General features: G+C 41.1%; 20 protein-coding genes, 1 pseudogene and 1 riboswitch. Of the genes and pseudogenes, 16 read left to right on the top strand and 5 right to left on the bottom strand.

The window, feature by feature from the left end; translation table 11 throughout:
- Nucleotide 1 precedes the first annotated feature (1 nt).
- From HT685_RS08610 to thiE, 5 genes are read left to right on the top strand one after another with little or no spacing between them, the layout of a single operon-like run.
- The gene (locus HT685_RS08610) at nucleotides 2-652 is read left to right on the top strand and encodes an energy-coupling factor transporter transmembrane component T (RefSeq protein ID WP_050242361.1); all 651 of its coding nucleotides are present in this window, start codon (nucleotides 2-4) and stop codon (nucleotides 650-652) included.
- A 10-nt stretch (nucleotides 653-662) separates the two neighbouring features.
- The gene (tenA, locus tag HT685_RS08605) at nucleotides 663-1,355 is read left to right on the top strand and encodes a thiaminase II (protein ID WP_173225275.1); all 693 of its coding nucleotides are present in this window, start codon (nucleotides 663-665) and stop codon (nucleotides 1,353-1,355) included.
- Between the two features lie 4 nt (nucleotides 1,356-1,359).
- The gene (gene thiW / locus HT685_RS08600) at nucleotides 1,360-1,884 is read left to right on the top strand and encodes an energy coupling factor transporter S component ThiW (protein WP_023933981.1); all 525 of its coding nucleotides are present in this window, start codon (nucleotides 1,360-1,362) and stop codon (nucleotides 1,882-1,884) included.
- Nucleotides 1,884-2,687: a hydroxyethylthiazole kinase gene (locus HT685_RS08595; protein WP_173225278.1), complete on the top strand. Its 804-nt coding sequence runs from the start codon at nucleotides 1,884-1,886 to the stop codon at nucleotides 2,685-2,687. The genes thiW and HT685_RS08595 overlap by 1 nt, the downstream gene beginning before the upstream one ends.
- Nucleotides 2,680-3,312, top strand: a complete 633-nt coding sequence (gene thiE / locus HT685_RS08590) for a thiamine phosphate synthase (RefSeq protein WP_173225281.1) — start codon at nucleotides 2,680-2,682, stop codon at nucleotides 3,310-3,312. The genes HT685_RS08595 and thiE overlap by 8 nt, the downstream gene beginning before the upstream one ends.
- 200 nt (nucleotides 3,313-3,512) lie before the next feature.
- Here thiE and thiD read toward each other — a convergent pair whose 3' ends face one another.
- The gene (gene thiD, locus HT685_RS08585) at nucleotides 3,513-4,304 is read right to left on the bottom strand and encodes a bifunctional hydroxymethylpyrimidine kinase/phosphomethylpyrimidine kinase (RefSeq protein WP_173225285.1); all 792 of its coding nucleotides are present in this window, start codon (nucleotides 4,302-4,304) and stop codon (nucleotides 3,513-3,515) included.
- 83 nt (nucleotides 4,305-4,387) lie between these two features.
- Nucleotides 4,388-4,486, bottom strand: a riboswitch (TPP riboswitch).
- A gap of 183 nt (nucleotides 4,487-4,669) precedes the next feature.
- Here thiD and HT685_RS08580 point away from each other — a divergent pair.
- From HT685_RS08580 to manA, 8 genes are all read left to right on the top strand, one after another.
- The gene (locus tag HT685_RS08580) at nucleotides 4,670-5,065 is read left to right on the top strand and encodes a CopY/TcrY family copper transport repressor (protein ID WP_173225288.1); all 396 of its coding nucleotides are present in this window, start codon (nucleotides 4,670-4,672) and stop codon (nucleotides 5,063-5,065) included.
- Nucleotides 5,066-5,075: 10 nt separating this feature from the next.
- The gene (locus HT685_RS08575; RefSeq protein ID WP_173225291.1) at nucleotides 5,076-5,447 is read left to right on the top strand and encodes a cupredoxin domain-containing protein; all 372 of its coding nucleotides are present in this window, start codon (nucleotides 5,076-5,078) and stop codon (nucleotides 5,445-5,447) included.
- Nucleotides 5,448-5,456: 9 nt separating this feature from the next.
- Complete coding sequence (locus HT685_RS08570) at nucleotides 5,457-7,700, top strand: heavy metal translocating P-type ATPase (RefSeq protein WP_173225294.1); 2,244 nt, start codon at nucleotides 5,457-5,459, stop codon at nucleotides 7,698-7,700.
- Between the two features lie 206 nt (nucleotides 7,701-7,906).
- On the top strand, nucleotides 7,907-9,682 hold the full coding sequence (spxB, locus tag HT685_RS08565) for a pyruvate oxidase (protein WP_173225296.1): 1,776 nt from the start codon (nucleotides 7,907-7,909) through the stop codon (nucleotides 9,680-9,682).
- Nucleotides 9,683-9,728: 46 nt separating this feature from the next.
- On the top strand, nucleotides 9,729-10,076 hold the full coding sequence (locus tag HT685_RS08560; RefSeq protein WP_173225301.1) for a VOC family protein: 348 nt from the start codon (nucleotides 9,729-9,731) through the stop codon (nucleotides 10,074-10,076).
- Between the two features lie 281 nt (nucleotides 10,077-10,357).
- Nucleotides 10,358-10,513, top strand: coding sequence for a hypothetical protein (locus tag HT685_RS08555; protein WP_173225304.1), 156 nt, complete (start codon nucleotides 10,358-10,360; stop codon nucleotides 10,511-10,513).
- A gap of 174 nt (nucleotides 10,514-10,687) precedes the next feature.
- A complete protein-coding gene (locus HT685_RS08550) occupies nucleotides 10,688-10,948 on the top strand; it encodes a SemiSWEET family transporter (RefSeq protein ID WP_001291476.1) in 261 nt (86 codons plus the stop codon).
- Nucleotides 10,949-11,206: 258 nt separating this feature from the next.
- A complete protein-coding gene (gene manA / locus HT685_RS08545) occupies nucleotides 11,207-12,151 on the top strand; it encodes a mannose-6-phosphate isomerase, class I (RefSeq protein WP_173225308.1) in 945 nt (314 codons plus the stop codon).
- 40 nt (nucleotides 12,152-12,191) lie between these two features.
- Here manA and HT685_RS08540 read toward each other — a convergent pair whose 3' ends face one another.
- Nucleotides 12,192-13,532: a sodium-dependent transporter gene (locus tag HT685_RS08540; protein ID WP_173225311.1), complete on the bottom strand. Its 1,341-nt coding sequence runs from the start codon at nucleotides 13,530-13,532 to the stop codon at nucleotides 12,192-12,194.
- A 400-nt stretch (nucleotides 13,533-13,932) separates the two neighbouring features.
- Here HT685_RS08540 and HT685_RS08535 point away from each other — a divergent pair.
- Nucleotides 13,933-14,121 (top strand): annotated as a pseudogene (locus HT685_RS08535) (TipAS antibiotic-recognition domain-containing protein); the annotation flags it as partial.
- Between the two features lie 41 nt (nucleotides 14,122-14,162).
- Here HT685_RS08535 and HT685_RS08530 read toward each other — a convergent pair.
- From HT685_RS08530 to HT685_RS08520, 3 genes are read right to left on the bottom strand one after another with little or no spacing between them, the layout of a single operon-like run.
- Nucleotides 14,163-14,684: a DUF1697 domain-containing protein gene (locus HT685_RS08530; RefSeq protein WP_173225314.1), complete on the bottom strand. Its 522-nt coding sequence runs from the start codon at nucleotides 14,682-14,684 to the stop codon at nucleotides 14,163-14,165.
- Nucleotides 14,685-14,733: 49 nt separating this feature from the next.
- On the bottom strand, nucleotides 14,734-15,906 hold the full coding sequence (locus tag HT685_RS08525; protein ID WP_173225317.1) for an NAD(P)/FAD-dependent oxidoreductase: 1,173 nt from the start codon (nucleotides 15,904-15,906) through the stop codon (nucleotides 14,734-14,736).
- A 58-nt stretch (nucleotides 15,907-15,964) separates the two neighbouring features.
- Entirely contained in the window at nucleotides 15,965-16,810 is an 846-nt protein-coding gene (locus HT685_RS08520; protein ID WP_173225320.1) for a DegV family protein, read from the bottom strand.
- A 124-nt stretch (nucleotides 16,811-16,934) separates the two neighbouring features.
- Here HT685_RS08520 and HT685_RS08515 point away from each other — a divergent pair, with 124 nt between their 5' ends.
- Nucleotides 16,935-17,492, top strand: a complete 558-nt coding sequence (locus tag HT685_RS08515; protein WP_000004135.1) for a TetR/AcrR family transcriptional regulator — start codon at nucleotides 16,935-16,937, stop codon at nucleotides 17,490-17,492.
- Between the two features lie 18 nt (nucleotides 17,493-17,510).
- Nucleotides 17,511-17,978, top strand: coding sequence for a cytidine/deoxycytidylate deaminase family protein (locus HT685_RS08510; RefSeq protein WP_000136973.1), 468 nt, complete (start codon nucleotides 17,511-17,513; stop codon nucleotides 17,976-17,978).
- Nucleotides 17,979-17,999 lie beyond the last annotated feature (21 nt).

Here is a 17,999-nt window from a genome sequence, read left to right as displayed (position 1 = left end):
TATGGTCAAAGTAGCAACCCAGACACCGATTATCAGTCTCTTTTTGCTGATTTTATCCTTGGAAACATCTTTTATTCCTTCGATTGCTCTGAATCTTTCGGTAGTCGCATTCTGTATTCTCTTTATGCTCTATTACCGGCGATTTAAAATGTTAGCTTGGATGATCATACTTGCCATTTTGCCATCCTTTGCCAACTACTGGGCAGTTCAGTTACATGGGGATGCTTCGCAGGCAGTCATACTTGGAACCAGAGCTTTTGTGACAGTTTGTATAGGGGTTGTATTTATCTCAAGCATCTCACTAAAAGAGCTTCTCTTGTACTTGGCTCAAAAGGGGTTATCACGGTCATGGGCCTATGCCTTGATTGTGGTATTCAATTCCTTTCCCCTTATTCAGCAAGAAATCAAGTCTCTCAAGGAAGCTTGCTTATTACGCGGTCAAGAACTGCATTTTTGGTCGCCCTTGATTTACAGCAAGGTTCTGATGACAGTCTTTAGGTGGCGCCATCTTTACCTGAGAGCTCTATCGGCGCATGGATATGACGAACATGCACAGGTGGAGAATAGCTATCGGACTTTTTATATTCCTAAAAGGACAATATTCATCTACCTGCTGTTCTTTTTATTGCTTCAAACCAGTCTATTTTTATAAAGGAGTTATTATGGAATTTACAGATATTGCGATGGAATTATCCAGGGAAGCTTGGCAGACTTCTTTTCATCATCCCTTTATTTTACAATTACAAGAGGGAAATTTAGACCCTGCCATTTTCCGCTATTACCTGATTCAGGATGCCTACTATCTGAAGGCCTTCTCAGAAATCTATCACCTTTTGGCTGATAAGACTTCAAACCAAGAGATGAAAAGACTCTTGAAACAAAATGCTCAGAGTCTAGTGGAAGGTGAGTTATTTATCCGCCAACAATTTTTCAAGGAATTGGAAATCAGCGATCAGGAAATGGAGCAACATCCAATCGCTCCCACCTGCTATCATTACATTTCTCACATTTATCGTCAATTTGAAGAAGCAAATCTAGCCATTGCCTTTTCAAGTTTGCTGCCTTGTCCTTGGCTATATCATGATATAGGCAAATCACTTAATCTTAAACCATCACCAAATCCTCTCTACCAACAATGGATTGAAACTTATATTACGGATGAGTTGGAGCAACAGATCAGAGAGGAGGGAGCGCTGGTCAATCAACTCTATCGCGAAAGTGATGAGACAGACAAGAAAAAAATGCTAGATGCCTTCCACATCAGTGTTCATATGGAAGCCAAGTTTTGGCAAATGGCCTACCAACACCAGACATGGAAGAGTGATTTACAGTCTTTAGAAAAAGGAGAAGAATAGAAACATGAGAAAGCACCAATTACAAGTTCACAAATTAACCATTTTATCTATGATGATTGCCCTTGATGTAGTCCTTACACCTATTTTTCGAATTGAGGGAATGGCACCGATGTCCAGTGTAGTCAATATTCTAGCAGGAATCATGATGGGACCTGTTTATGCCTTGGCTATGGCTACAGTGACAGCCTTTATCCGTATGACGACTCAAGGGATTCCGCCTTTAGCTCTCACAGGAGCGACTTTTGGAGCCCTTCTAGCAGGTCTCTTTTATAAGTATGGTCGAAAATTTCACTATTCTGCTCTAGGAGAGATTTTGGGAACAGGTATCATTGGTTCTATTGTTTCCTATCCTGTTATGGTGCTCTTTACAGGATCGGCTGCAAAGCTCAGCTGGTTTATCTACACTCCTCGATTTTTCGGAGCAACCTTGATTGGTACAGCGATTTCCTTTATTGCCTTTCGATTTTTAATCAAGCAGGAATTCTTTAAAAAAGTGCAAGGATATTTCTTTGGTGAAAGGATAGACTGATGCAGGCATTGACAAATCCTTTTCCTCTGGAAATGACTTCCCTAATTCACTGTATTACCAATGAGATTTCTTGTGAGATGCTAGCAAATGGGATTTTGGCTTTGGGATGTAAACCAGTTATGGCAGATGATTCCCGTGAGGTTCTTGATTTTACTAAGCAAAGCCAGGCACTCTTCATCAATTTGGGGCATTTGTCAGCTGAGAAGGAAAAAGCAATCCGTATGGCAGCTTCTTATGCAGCTCAAGTTTGTCTCCCAATGGTAGTAGATGCGGTTGGCGTAACAGCTTCAGTCATTCGTAAGAGCTTAGTTAAAGACCTTTTAGACAATAGCCCTACGGTCCTTAAAGGAAATATGTCAGAAATCCGAAGTCTTGTTGGCTTAAAACACCACGGCGTTGGGGTCGATGCGAGTGCTAAAGATCAAGAAACGGAGGATTTGCTTCAAGTCTTGAAAGACTGGTGTCAGACCTATCCTGGTATGTCATTCTTAGTTACTGGTCCTAAGGATCTCATCGTTTCGAAGAATCAGGTCGCTGTACTGGGAAATGGCTGTGCAGAATTAGACTGGATAACAGGGACAGGAGACTTGGTTGGAGCCTTGACAGCCGTTTTTCTCAGCCAAGGAAAGACTGGATTTGAAGCTTCGTGTTTAGCAGTCTCTTATCTTAATATCTCCGCTGAGAGAATAGTTGTTCAAGGAATGGGATTGGAAGAATTTCGTTACCAAGTACTCAATCAGTTTTCGCTTCTAAGGAGAGATAAAAACTGGTTAGATGCCATCAAAGGAGAGGTTTATGAATAGAGAAGCACTTAGACTATATCTGGTAACCAATCGCTACCAAGATTCCGTGGAAAGATTTCTTGAAAAGGTTGAGACGGCTTGCCGTTCAGGGGTTACCATAGTCCAATTACGAGAAAAAAATCTCACAACCAATCAATATTATCAACTAGCAAAACAAGTCAAGGAAATAACAGATGTTTATCAGGTACCCTTGATAATCGATGATCGTTTGGATGTTTGTCTTGCAGTCGATGCTGCAGGTCTGCATATCGGAGACGATGAATTACCAGTTTCGGTTGCCCGACAAGTCTTGGGACCTGAAAAAATCCTCGGTGTCACCGCTAAAACAATAAAAAGAGCTCTGGAAGCAGAAACATCAGGTGCAGATTACTTGGGGACAGGAGCCATTTTCCCAACCACCACCAAGGAAAATGCGCCCATTACTCTGATATCGACCTTGAAAACAATTTGCCAAACGGTTGACATTCCAGTAGTTGCTATTGGAGGCCTGACTTCAGAGAACATTGACCAGCTTATGGGCACTGGCATCGCTGGTGTAGCTGTTGTACGTGATTTGATGCAGGCAGAAGATATTGAGGCAAAAACGCAAGCCTTTTTAACAAAGTTGCATGACATTATTTCCTAACTAATACTCAATGAAAATCAAAGAGGAAGCTAGCCTCAGGTTGCTCAAAGCCCTGCCTTGAGGTTTTAGATAAGACTGATGAAGTCAGCTCAAAACAGTGTTTTGAGGTTGCAGATGGAAGCTGACGTAGTTTGAAGAGATTTTCGAAGAGTATAAAAACTCTCTAATTCCCTTAAAGTGGGAACTAGAGAGTTTTTTTCTTAATCTTTAAAAGTTGTATGGTTGACTGGGCCAGAACCATGACCAAGTTGAGGAGCGTCTTGAATAGCTTTTGTGATAAAGGCCTTGGCCTTATCAACTGCCTGATAAAGGCTTTTTCCCTTGGCTAGTTCAGCAGTAATTACTGCAGCAAAGGTACATCCAGTACCATGGGTGTGACAGGTTTGAATTCGTGGGCTTTCCCAGACAAACTGTTCATCCTTGGTAAAGAGGAAATCCTTAGCACCGCCTTCGAGATGACCACCTTTGATGACTACAGACTGAGGACCAAATTCTTTTAGAATCAGGCGACCAGCACGCTGCATGTCTTCAGGATCATGGATTGAAAAACCAACAATCTCTTCTGCCTCAGGAAGATTTGGCGTAATAATAGTTGCTAGAGGTAGTAAGTTTGTTTTGAGATAGTCTCTAGCACTTGAGTCGATCAAGGCATCTCCGCTAGTCGCTACCATAACTGGATCTAAAACATAGGGACAATCCAGCTTTTTAAGATAGGGCTGGATGATTTCCATAATTTCAGTAGTTGCTAACATCCCAGTTTTTACAGCCTGAGGTGGAATATCCGAAAAGACACTGTCCAATTGGGCTTTCAACATTTGAGGAGAAACGTGCTCGATCAATTGAACGCCTCTGGTATTTTGAGCGACAAGACTGGTTACAACAGCCATTCCATAGACATCTCTCGCTTGGAATGACTTTAAATCAGCCATAATGCCAGCACCGCCACTTGGGTCAGTTCCTGCAATGGTCAAAGCAACGGGTAAATAAGTCATCTAAAACCTCCCAACCAACTGAAGTTTGTATTCTTAAGAACAAGCTAATCTGTTTCAGGAAGGCAATAGAAGACTGCTAGTCCCCATTATCATTTCCACTTCCATCAGCTAGCATTACCTAGATTGAGTTAAAGGGATCTAACAGTTGTTAATCTCAGCTTTACGCACCCCTAGTGGTTGTTTTCTTTTTTCTTTAGTATAGCATATTTTTATAGTTTATATAGTAAGATTTGACTGAAAATCCTGTATTATATGGTTAAAATTCAATTTTTCAAAGAAAAGATTGATTTTATAATTGACAAATGTAGATTTTAGGAGTATACTAATAACTGTAATCGACAAATGTAGATTTTGGAGGTGTGATTATGCAGATTTCAGATGCAGAATGGCAGGTTATGAAGATTATTTGGATGCAAGGAGAGCAGACTAGTACGGATTTGATCAAGGTTCTGGCGGAGCGGTTCGACTGGTCCAAGTCAACCATTCAAACTCTTTTGGCTCGTTTGGTTGAGAAAGAGTGTCTGACAAGGAAAAAAGAAGGCAAGTTCTTTGTCTATTCAGCCCTTTTAACTTTGGACCAAAGTCGGGATTTACTTGTCCAAGATATCAAGGACAAGGTTTGTTCTCGTAGGATTAAGAACTTGTTGGCTGATTTGATTGCTGAATGTGATTTTACTCAGGCTGACTTGGAAGACTTGGAAGCTGTGATTTCTGAGAAGAAATCAAGCGCTGTAACAAAAGTAAAATGTAATTGTATGTAAAGGAGACGTCATGTTAAATAGTATTGTAACCATTATTTGTATTGCCCTTATCGCGTTTATCTTGTTTTGGTTTTTCAAAAAGCCTGAAAAATCTGGACAAAAGGCCCAGCAAAAAAAGGGCTACCAAGAGATTCGAGTGGAAGTCATGGGAGGCTATACGCCTGAGTTGCTTATCCTCAAGAAATCAGTGCCAGCCCGCATTGTCTTTGACCGCAAGGATCCTTCACCCTGTCTGGACCAAATTGTTTTTCCAGATTTTGGTGTACATGCGGACCTGCCTATGGGGGAAGAGTATGTAGTGGAAATCACGCCTGAGCAGGCTGGAGAATTTGGATTTGCTTGTGGTATGAACATGATGCACGGTAAGATGATTGTAGAATAGGAGAATGATATGACTGAAATTGTGAAAGCAAGTCTTGAAAATGGTGTTCAAAAAATCCGTATCACGGCAGACAAAGGCTACCATCCAGCCCACATTCAACTGCAAAAAGGAGTTCCTGCTGTTATCACCTTTCACCGTGTGACACCTTCAAACTGTTATAAGGAAATTCTTTTTGAAGAAGAAGGCATCTTGGAACCAATCGGCGTGGATGAAGAGAAGACAATTCGTTTTACCCCTCAAGAATTAGGTCAACATGAATTTTCTTGTGGCATGAAGATGCAAAAGGGGAGTTATACCGTAGTTGAGAAGATTCGAAAATCTCTATCACTTTTACAGCGTTTTTGGATTACTAGTATCTTTACTGTGCCTCTTGTGATTCTCATGATTGGGATGTCGACAGGAGGAATTAGTCACCAAGTCCTGCGTTGGGGAACCTTTTTAGCCACAACACCGATCATGCTAGTAGCAGGTGGTCCTTATATCCAAAGTGCTTGGGCTAGTTTTAAAAAGCACAATGCCAACATGGATACCTTGGTTGCTCTGGGAACCCTAGTGGCCTATTTCTATAGCTTAGTTGCCCTCTTCGCTGGTCTCCCCGTTTACTTTGAAAGTGCTGCATTTATCTTCTTCTTCGTTCTTATGGGAGCCGTTTTTGAGGAGAAAATGCGGAAAAATACTTCCCAAGCTGTGGAGAAATTGCTGGACTTGCAGGCTAAAACAGCAGAAGTCTTGCGTGATGAACGCTATGTTCAAGTTCCTTTGGAACAAGTCAAGGTAGGTGACCTGATTCGAGTGCGTCCCGGTGAAAAGATTGCGGTTGATGGTGTCGTAGTAGAAGGTATCTCTAGTATTGATGAGTCTATGGTGACAGGTGAGAGCCTACCAGTGGACAAAACAGTTGGAGATACTGTCATTGGCTCAACCATCAATAATAGCGGAACGCTTATTTTTAGAGCAGAAAAAGTTGGTTCAGAGACTGTTTTGGCTCAGATTGTGGATTTTGTGAAGAAAGCTCAAACAAGTCGTGCGCCGATTCAGGACTTGACGGATAAAATTTCAGGGATTTTTGTCCCAGCAGTTGTCATTTTAGGGATTGTGACCTTTTGGGTTTGGTTCGTCTTGCTCAGGGATAGTGTAGTTGTGCTTGGGGCGAGCTTTGTGTCTTCGCTTCTCTATGGAGTAGCAGTTCTGATTATTGCCTGCCCTTGTGCCTTGGGACTTGCAACACCGACAGCCCTTATGGTGGGGACAGGTCGCAGTGCCAAGATGGGAGTTCTCCTCAAAAATGGAACGGTTCTACAGGAAATCCAGAAAGTCCAAACTATTGTTTTTGATAAGACAGGAACTTTGACGGAAGGGAAACCTGTGGTCACAGATATCATCGGCGACGAAGTAGAAGTGCTTGGATTGGCAGCTTCCTTGGAAGAAGCTTCTCAACACCCACTGGCTGAAGCCGTTGTGAAACGAGCGAGTGAAGCTGGACTTGAGTTTCAAACTGTTGAAAATTTCCAAGCCTTGCACGGAAAAGGTGTCTCAGGGCAAATCAATGGAAAACAAGTTTTGCTTGGAAATGCTAAAATGCTGGATGGCATGAACATTTCTAGCACTTATCAAGAAAAACTAGAAGAACTAGAAAAAGAAGCTAAGACAGTTGTGTTCTTGGCTGTTGACAATGAAATCAAAGGCTTGCTTGCTTTGCAAGATATTCCCAAGGAAAATGCTAAGCTAGCCATCAGTCAGTTGAAAAAGCGTGGCCTTAAAACAGTCATGCTGACAGGAGATAATGCAGGTGTAGCGCGTGCTATTGCAGATCAAATCGGAATTGAAGAGGTCATTGCAGGCGTCTTGCCAGAAGAAAAAGCCCATGAAATCCATAAACTACAAGCAGCTGGCAAAGTAGCCTTTGTTGGGGACGGTATCAATGACGCTCCTGCCCTCAGTGTAGCAGATGTGGGAATTGCCATGGGAGCTGGAACAGATATTGCCATCGAGTCAGCAGATTTGGTGTTGACAACCAATAACCTCCTAGGCGTGGTGCGTGCCTTTGACATGAGTAAGAAAACCTTTCATCGAATTCTGCTCAATCTTTTCTGGGCCTTTATCTACAATGTCGCCGGAATTCCGATTGCAGCAGGAGTCTTTTCAGGTGTTGGACTGGCTCTCAATCCAGAACTGGCAGGTTTAGCCATGGCCTTTAGTTCTGTATCCGTTCTGACCAGTTCTCTTCTCTTAAACTTTACTAAAATAGACTAAAAGTAATGACTAGATTTCTTTGTTATAAAACAGGAATAGCAGCGTTTTCAAAACTGTATTAGAATAGAGAATAGAGAGTTTTGAGCAGATTTTTAGAAAAGTCAGCATAAATATGATACAGTGGAATAGTAAAAATTTGGAGAACGTTTCCAATTCTATGTAATCGTATTCTCCAAGTCTAAAAAAATTGAAGGAGAGTTATCACTATGACTCAAGGGAAAATTACTGCATCTGCAGCAATGCTTAACGTATTGAAAACATGGGGCGTAGACACAATCTACGGTATCCCATCAGGAACACTCAGCTCATTGATGGACGCTTTGGCTGAAGAAAAAGATATCCGCTTCTTGCAAGTTCGCCACGAAGAAACAGGTGCTCTTGCAGCGGTTATGCAAGCTAAATTCGGTGGCTCAATTGGGGTTGCAGTTGGTTCAGGTGGTCCAGGTGCGACTCACTTGATTAACGGTGTTTACGATGCAGCTATGGATAACACTCCATTCCTAGCGATCCTTGGATCACGTCCAGTTAACGAACTCAACATGGATGCTTTCCAAGAATTGAACCAAAACCCAATGTACAACGGTATCGCTGTATATAACAAACGTGTAGCTTACGCTGAGCAATTGCCAAAAGTAATTGACGAAGCTTGCCGTGCTGCAGTTTCTAAAAAAGGTCCAGCTGTTGTTGAAATCCCAGTAAACTTCGGTTTCCAAGAAATCGACGAAAGCTCATACTACGGTTCAGGTTCATATGAACGTTCATTCATCGCTCCTGCTTTGAACGAAGTTGAAATCGACAAAGCTGTTGAAATCTTGAACAATGCTGAACGTCCAGTTATCTATGCTGGTTACGGTGGTGTTAAAGCAGGTGAAGTGATCACTGAATTGTCACGTAAAATCAAAGCACCAATTATCACAACTGGTAAAAACTTTGAAGCCTTTGAATGGAACTATGAAGGTTTGACAGGTTCTGCTTACCGTGTTGGTTGGAAACCAGCCAACGAAGTGGTCTTTGAAGCAGACACAGTTCTTTTCCTTGGTTCAAACTTCCCATTTGCTGAAGTTTACGAAGCATTCAAGAACACTGAAAAATTCATCCAAGTTGATATTGACCCTTACAAACTTGGTAAACGTCATGCCTTAGACGCTTCAATCCTTGGTGATGCAGGTCAAGCAGCCAAAGCTATCCTTGACAAAGTGAATCCAGTTGAATCTACTCCATGGTGGCGTGCAAACGTTAAGAACAACCAAAACTGGCGTGATTACATGAACAAACTCGAAGGTAAAACTGAGGGTGAATTGCAATTGTATCAAGTTTACAATGCAATCAACAAACATGCTGATCAAGACGCTATCTACTCAATTGACGTAGGTGACACTACTCAAACATCTACTCGTCACCTTCACATGACACCTAAGAACATGTGGCGTACATCTCCACTATTTGCGACAATGGGTATTGCCCTTCCTGGTGGTATCGCTGCTAAGAAAGACAATCCAGATCGCCAAGTATGGAACATCATGGGTGACGGTGCATTCAACATGTGCTACCCAGACGTTATCACAAACGTTCAATACGACCTTCCAGTTATCAACGTTGTCTTCTCAAATGGTAAATATGCCTTCATCAAGGACAAATACGAAGACACAAACAAACACTTGTTTGGTTGTGACTTCCCTAATGCTGACTATGCGAAAATTGCTGAAGCTCAGGGAGCTGTTGGATTTACAGTTGACCGTATCGAAGACATCGATGCAGTGGTTGCAGAAGCTGTTAAATTGAACAAAGAAGGTAAAACTGTTGTGATCGATGCTCGCATCACTCCACACCGTCCACTTCCAGTAGAAGTACTTGAATTGGATCCAAAACAACACTCAGAAGAAGCTATCAAAGCCTTCAAAGAAAAATACGAAGCAGAAGAACTCGTACCATTCCGTCTCTTCTTGGAAGAAGAAGGATTGCAATCACGCGCAATTAAATAAACAACGAAAGATCGGAGCAATCCGGTCTTTTTATGGAGGATAGTAAATGAATTTAAATCAATTAGATATTATCGTTTCAGATGTTCCCCAAGTCTGTGCTGACTTGGAGTATATCTTGGATAAAAAGGCAGATTATGCTGATGATGTTTTTGCTCAGTTTACGATTGGCAGTCACTGTCTCATGTTGTCCCGAAATCATTTGATTCCTTTGGAAGATTTTCAGTCAGGCATCATTCTTCACCTTGAGATTGAGAATGTAGACAAGGATTACCAACGTTTAAAAGAGATCGGTGTCGAGATTTTAAACGGTATTTGTGAAACGGATTGGGGAACAGAGTCCTTATTAGTTAAAGGTCCAGCTGGTCTAGTGATTGATTTTTATCGTATGAAATAGGACGCTTAGTCATTTGACGTTAACCTTAACCATTCTTAAAACAGAAATTGAGAATAGGAACTATTGAAAGATCGGAGCAATCCGGTCTTTTTATATAAAGAAATTGCATATAAATAGTTGACAGCGCTTTCCCAAAATCTTATAATAAAAATATAACAGTAGAAAATGAAACTGATATGGAAAGGAGAAATATGATTAAACAGCTGTTGTAAGTGGATTTTATTATTTCATTGGAAGTTGGGATTGAAATATCTTCATGAATAGATAGTAGGAGGAAAGAGATGAAAAAAAAGGATATTTATCTAATCTGTGTGACCATGATTATCTGTTCAATTATTATAGGTTTGATTGTAGGAAATTTTATTTTGCACGGTCTTGAAGTTATTGCTCAAATAATTTCTAACGGTTTATTTACCATCAATCAATCGCTTCATTGACAAAAGCTATTCATTTTTACATTTTATGAATCGTACAGATCGGAGCAATCCGGTCTTTTTCTTATCACAAGACTGTGATAGTTTACATTTTTATAGCAAAACTCTCAAACTCTTGCTTATTTTTGTATTAAATTATAAAATAGAAAGTATAAAAGAATAAAAGAGGTTTTGAAAATGTCTGAAAAACAAATGAAAGTGTTGGGGTGGGTAGCGACTTTCATGTCTGTTATGATGTATGTGTCTTACTTCCCACAAATCATGAATAATCTTGCCGGTCAAAAAGGCAACTTCATTCAACCCCTAGTCGCAGCTATCAACTGTAGTCTCTGGGTTTACTATGGTCTTTTCAAGAAGGAAAGAGATATTCCACTTGCAGCTGCTAATGCACCAGGTATCGTTTTTGGTTTAGTAACGGCTATCACAGCTTTGATTTAAAAAGAAGACTGCTTTCAGTCTTTTTATTTTATGAAAATAGATGCTTCATTAAAGTAATTTTTGAATGAGAGTTGGGGGAAAAAGTCCAGTTACAGCTAGCTTTATGAGAGTCTTTTATGTTCGTCTCTATCAAAGAAAAAAGTATATCGTTACTATTTTTACAAAATCTTCTCCCTACTTTATAAGATGTTAAAAAGAGTTCAAATGGAACTCTTTTTTTGCTATAATGAAGGAAGAAAAATCAGACAGGAGATCAAGATGTCAGAACCATTATTTTTACAATCAGTTATGCAAGAAAAAATCTGGGGTGGAACCAAGCTACGTGATGAGTTTGGCTACGACATTCCAAGTGAAAAAATCGGAGAATACTGGGCCATCTCAGCCCATCCAAATGGCGTCTCTAAAGTTGCCATTGGTCGCTACGAGGGAATAGATCTAGCTACTTTATATGCAGAGCACCGTGAATTATTTGGCAATCGTCCAGAACCTGTATTTCCGCTTTTGACCAAAATCCTCGATGCCAACGACTGGCTCAGCGTCCAAGTTCACCCAGACGATGCTTATGGATTAGAGCATGAAGGCGAACTCGGAAAAACAGAGTGCTGGTACATCATTGCAGCGGATGAAGGTTCAGAGATTATCTACGGCCATAATGCCAAGTCAAAAGAAGAACTCCGCCAGCAAATCGAGGACAAGAACTGGGATGCCTTGCTGACAAAAGTACCAGTTAAAGCTGGAGATTTCTTCTATGTGCCAAGTGGCACCATGCACGCTATCGGTGCAGGTATCTTGATTCTTGAAACCCAGCAGTCTAGCGATACCACCTATCGCGTCTATGACTTTGACCGCAAGGATGACAAAGGCAACTTGCGTGAACTTCATCTTGAAAAATCCATTGATGTCTTGAACATTGGTGAGCCAGCAAATAGCCGTCCTGTGACTGTCAAAGCTGATGATTTACGCTCAACTTTACTTGTCTCTAATGATTTCTTCGCAGTTTACAAGTGGGAAATTACTGGAAAAGTTGACTTCGAAAAGACAGCTGACTACAGCTTATTGAGTGTCCTAGCTGGTCAAGGTCAGCTAACTGTTGACGGAAAAAACTATCCAATCCAAAAAGGCAGCCACTTTATCCTACCAAGTGATGTTGAAGCTTGGACTCTGGAAGGGCAAGGTTTGGAATTGATTGTTAGCCATCCATAAAAAAGAAAGGGCCTGAGTTTACTACTCAAGTCCTTTTTGATTACATAAATTGGGCGATGAAGACCACGATGATGATGATTGGAATGACGAAACGAAGAAGGAAGAGCCAGACTTGGAACAGTCCTTGTTTCCATACCGTTTCATCAAGATGGAATTCCTCCATAGCAAGGGCCTTCTTAAAGATGTAGCCAGTAAAGAGTGAAAGACAGAGAGCTCCAAATGGCATGAGGAGATTGGAAACCAAGAAGTCCATAGCGTCAAAGAAGGTCTTCCCAAAGATGTGAACATCCGCCATAACACCGTAAGAAAGGGCTGAGGGAATCCCAAAGGCAAAGGTCAGAATCCCTAAAATGGCACTCCACATAGCACGCTTGCTGTTGTCTTGATTGGTGATATTGCCTACATTGATTTCCAGCATAACGACGGAAGAAGTGACCGTCGCAAAGAGGAAGAGCAAGAGGAAGAGGATGTAGAAAATAGTTCCAAAAGGCATCTTGTCAAAGAGTTGAGGCAAGACGATAAAGAGCAAGCTCGGTCCCCCTTCAGACTGGATATTGAAGGCTGACATGGCTGGGAAAATGGCTAGTCCTGCCATGATGGATACTGAGATGTTCATAGCTACAATGGAAATCCCTGACTGTACCAGATTGGTTTTCTTGTCCAAGTAGGATGCATAGGTCAGCATGGCTGTCACCCCTAGTGAGAGGGCAAAGAAAGATTGTCCCAGAGCATAGAGGAGACCAGCGCTAGTTAGTTTTGAAAAGTCTGGTTTGAGGAAGTAGAGAACCCCTTCCATGGCATTTGGCAAGCTGAGAGAGCGTCCGATGATGACGACAAAGATGATAAAGAGCAGGGGCATCATGACCTTAGAAGCTCTTTCAATCCCTTTTTGAACCCCACGTGATACAATAAAGATATTCAACAGGATAAAGGCAGCTTGAGCTCCTAGGGCAATGACTGGATTAGAAATAATATCGGTAAAGAGCTGAGCATAGTCATTGGTAATGCCTAGGTGGAGAGCTTTACCGATAGCGATACCTAAATAAATGAAGACCCATCCTCCAATAACACTGTAGAAAGATAAGAGGATAAAGAGGGCAAAGGCACCAATCCAACCGATAAAGTTGTACTTACTATTCTTGCCTAGTTTTCCAAAGGTTTTGATAGCTGAGACACCAGCACTTCGGCCGAGAGCAAATTCAGCCAGCAATAGGGGGAAACCGATTAAAATAGTGGAAATGAGAAAGATCAGTAAAAAGCCTCCTCCACCGTTAGCAGCAGTCATGTAGGGGAATTTCCAAACGGCACCAAGTCCGATGGCTGAACCAGCAGATGCTAGGATAAAGCCCAGTTTAGAACCCCATTGCGATTTTTCAGACATAGTTAAACTCCTAAAATTAGTATTACAAAAGAAAAAGCTACTGCCCTTGGCAACTAGCCTCATCAGTACTCAAAGTGAGCGTTTCTTTTGATTGATAGACTTGACTATCCTATCATGTTTTCTAAGGTCTGTCAAGAAAACCATTTTCATGTTATGATAAAGTAAAAAATTTCGCAAAAACACTTGACTCTGACCTAAGGGGAGGGGTTATACTATCAATGTAATACTCTTCGAAAATTTCTTCAAACCACGTCAGCGTCGCCTTGGATTATATATGTGACTGACTTCGTCAGTCTTATCTACAACCTCAAAGCAGTGCTTTGAGCAACCCGCGGATAGCTTTCTAGTTTGCTATTTGATTTTCATTGAGTATAAGGAGGAAATCATGTACCATATAAAAGAAGCTGCTAAACTCTTGCAAGCCATCCGTACTTATGGATTTGACTGCTCTATTGAGGTATTCGGTCATATCGGTAAAGGCTACGTCTACAACCCAGAATTTAAGGAAAACATTGACAAATTTGGCCCAGGAACAGCCCAGTACACATCAGATGTCATTGCCCACTATGTCCAAACTCAGACAAAATAAAATCGGAGGAGTATTCTTCCGATTTTTACTAAATTCAATCACTACTTGCTTAATAATTTTTCTACTACATTTAGTTTTCGCATGGTCAAATCTACATTGAAAAGCTTTTCAAGATAGTTAGTATTGAGCTTTTTTTGTTTTGCAGTTCTAGGGAGATAGAGGTAAAGACAATGGTTACCGACATAAATTTCTTCTTCGCCGTAATCAATTTTCAATTTTTCTAAAGGGAGGCTTTGAATAGATTCTTGATAAAAAATCACGTGTATACGGTCATAAAGATAGTGTTCTCCAAGCGGGTTTTCTTGGACAATTTTTGTAAAATCACTTTTGTTCTTGATAACCATTTTTAAGTCGGCCCCAATTTTTTCCTTTATCAGAGTATGAACACGTTCTCGTATTGTTTCTAAATCTAAGTCACTTTCAAGAATGATATTTCCACTTTGAATATAAGTTCGAACTTGTTGAAAACCAACTTCTGTCAAGATATCTACTAGATAAGACATTTTAGGGATAGCATTTTTTCCATTAGGAGTAACTCCCCTTAGCAAGATAATATGTTCCAAAGTCGTTCCTTTCTTTTTGGGGCTGATTTAGCCATCGAATAATTTAGATTTAGATTGGGTTTGATCCCGCCACCCAGCCAGTACAGAGGGCAGAAGTGATGTTAAAGCCACCTGTGTGGGCATTGATATCCAGTACTTCGCCAGCAAAGTGGAGTCCAGGGACTAGTTTACTTTCCAAAGTTTTAGGATTGATTTCCTTGAGACTGACGCCCCCCTTGGTAACAAAGGATTTGGCTAGGGACATTTTGCCAGTCACAGGGATTTTGAGGTCCTTGATAGACTGGATAAGTTGTTCTCGTTCCTTTTCAGTCAGTTGTTTGACTTTTTCAGGATAGACTTGCACAAAAAATTCAGCCAAGCGCTCAGGTAATAAAGATTTTAAAGCATTTTTCAAGGATTTTTCCCGATTTTCTTCTAGAAATGCAGCCAAGTCCTTCTCAGAAAGTTGAGGCAAAACATCCAGTGAGAGAAGCTCCCCACCCTTGACAAAACTAGACATACGCAGGGCAGCAGGGCCAGACAAACCAAAGTGGGTAAAGAGCAAATCGTGAGTGATGACATGCTTTCCATAACTTAGGGTCACATCATCCAATGAAATTCCCTGTAAGGCCTTGTGTGGAAAATCTGTCAACAAAGGACTTTCAGCGGCTTCAAGTTCGGTAATGGTATGTTTGAAATGGCGGGCAATCTCGTGACCAAAACCAGTTGAACCAGTAGAAGGATAGGATTTCCCACCAGTTGTGACAATGAGTTTATCACAAGTGAAGGTTTGGTCTGCGGACTTAAGGACAAACTGGTTGTCGATTTTTTTAACCGAAACAATTTCGGTTTGAGTAGCAATTTGACCACCTAGTTCAGTGATTTTCTTTTCCAAGGCTTCGATAATGGTCCGAGACTTGTCACTGGCAGGAAAGACGCGGCCGTGGTCTTCGACCTTAAGTTTAACACCATTTTCTGTAAAAAAGTTAATGATATCATGGTTATCAAACTGGGAGAAGACACTGTAGAGAAAGCGCCCATTTCCAGGGATTCCAGCTAGTAGGTCATCTAGAGTTCCGTTGTTGGTTACATTGCAACGTCCCCCACCTGTCCCAGCTAATTTTTTTCCAAGTTTCCGATTTTTTTCGAGGAGGAGGGTTTTCTGTCCATAAAAGCTACTGGAAATCGTAGCCATCATGCCAGCAGGTCCTCCACCGATGACAATAGTATCAAAATATTTCATAGCTCTATTGTACCACAAAAAAACAAGAGATGATGGTCACCTCTTGTCAAGAATGCAATTAATCAATTTCATATCCCATCAGCAAACCACCATCTTCTGCATAAAAACTGCAGAGACCAGATGTTGGGAGAATTTTAATATCCGCCTGTGGGAAATTTTCACGGATTCGGTCTGAAAGCTGTTGGCAACATTTCTCGTTATTGCGTTGGGCCATGACAATACGGCCACCAGCATATCCTGCTTTCACTAACTCTTCATAGGCTGCTTGAATCGACTTCTTTGGTCCTCTTGCTTTTTGTAGCAATTCGAGAGTTCCAGTTTCACTAGCTTCTCCAACCATACGGATGTTGAGAAGGCCAACGACTGTACCGATAAGCTTACTCAAACGGCCGTTCTTCACCAAGTTATCTACTTTGGCTAGGACAAAGAGCAACTTGGTTTTTTCTTGATAAGCAGTGATAGCTTCAACCACTTCTTCAAAAGATAGGCCCTGGTCAATCAAGTCATTTAATTTTTCTACGAGCAAGTCAACTTCCCCGCCAGCAGACAAACTATCAATTACATGAATCTTAGTGTCAGGATGGTCTTCCAGATAAATATTCTTGGCTAGTTGAGCACTATTGTGACTGCCAGAAAGAGTACCAGTGATGGTTACTAGGAAAATGTTTTTGGCTCCTTCAAATGCTCGCAAATAATCATCTGGGCTTGGACAAGCTGATTTTGAAGCTTCTGCAGTTGCATACATGGTTTCCATCATTTGGTCAATATCAAGACTGGCATCATCAACAAAGACCTGATCAGCTACTTGAATGGTTAAGGGAACACTTACAAAGGTCGTGTCAATAGCTGGTGTCTCCAGCTGACGATAATCACAACCAGAGTCAGCAATAATCTTCCAAGTCATAGAAATTCTCCATCTTTGTCAGTTATACATTGACAAAGGTTCTGTCTTTTTTTACAATTATATCATGAAAGCCCTTGAAACAAAAGCCTCATCCGTCTGTTGTGACAAGTAGAAAGAAAATGTTATGTCTGAACGTAGAATCTCTGAAAAGTCTCTTGAAAATCTCAGAAAATCAAACCAAGAATCCAATTTATTAACCAGAGAAGCCATCGAAACAGCCCTCTTGCAGCTCTTGGAAAAAAAGGACTTGACCAAGATTAGTATTTCTGAATTGGTCAAACGTGCAGGCGTTTCTCGTGCAGCCTTTTACCGTAATTATGATTCCAAAGAAGAAATTTTAGAAAGCGTCTTTAAACGAACTGTCCATAATATCATGGAGCAGCTGCATCATTACGATCTAAAGACAGACCTTTATCTGGTATGGGTTCACCTTTTCCGGGAGGCAAGAAAGGAAGCCAGAGTGATTCAATTGGCCTTGGATTACCATCTGGAAAAAATCTTTGTCCAAGCCATGCAGGAATTTCTAGAAAAATACCATGGGAAATCAAAAGGTGTCAGCTCTTATCTTCATTCCTTCTGGAGCTCAGCCATTGTATCTGTCCTCCTAAAATGGATCAAGGATGGCATGAAGGTACCAGCTGAAAAGATTGCAGACTTAGGTTTACCATTTTTTAAAAAATAGAGAAAAAGGAGAAGAGATATGACTGAAAAAAGACTAGCTTGGGATGAGTATTTTGCAGCCCAAGCCCTACTGATTGCCAATCGTTCCACTTGTAAACGTGCCAAAGTGGGCGCAATTCTGGTAAAGGATAATAAGGTTATTTCCACTGGTTACAATGGTTCGGTGTCAGGGACTGAGCATTGTATTGACCATGAATGTCTGGTCATTGAAGGCCACTGTGTTCGTACCCTTCACGCTGAGGTTAATGCCATTCTCCAAGGTGCAGAACGTGGTGTTCCTAAAGGTTTTACGGCCTATGTGACGCATTTTCCTTGTCTCAACTGTACCAAACAATTACTTCAGGTCGGTTGCAAGCGCGTAGTTTATATTAACCAGTACCGAATGGATGACTATGCCCAATACCTTTATCAAGAAAAAGGAACAGAATTAACTCATTTACCACTTGAGACCGTACAGGCCGCTCTTAAAGAGGCTGATCTAATGTAAAAATTATCAAAAACAAATGGT

Source organism: Streptococcus sp. 5004 (genome assembly GCF_013276755.1).
In the GTDB taxonomy this organism is placed as follows: Bacteria; Bacillota; Bacilli; order Lactobacillales; family Streptococcaceae; genus Streptococcus.
The sequence above is the reverse complement of the archived record's forward strand: the minus strand, read 5'-3'. Positions and strand labels throughout refer to the sequence as shown.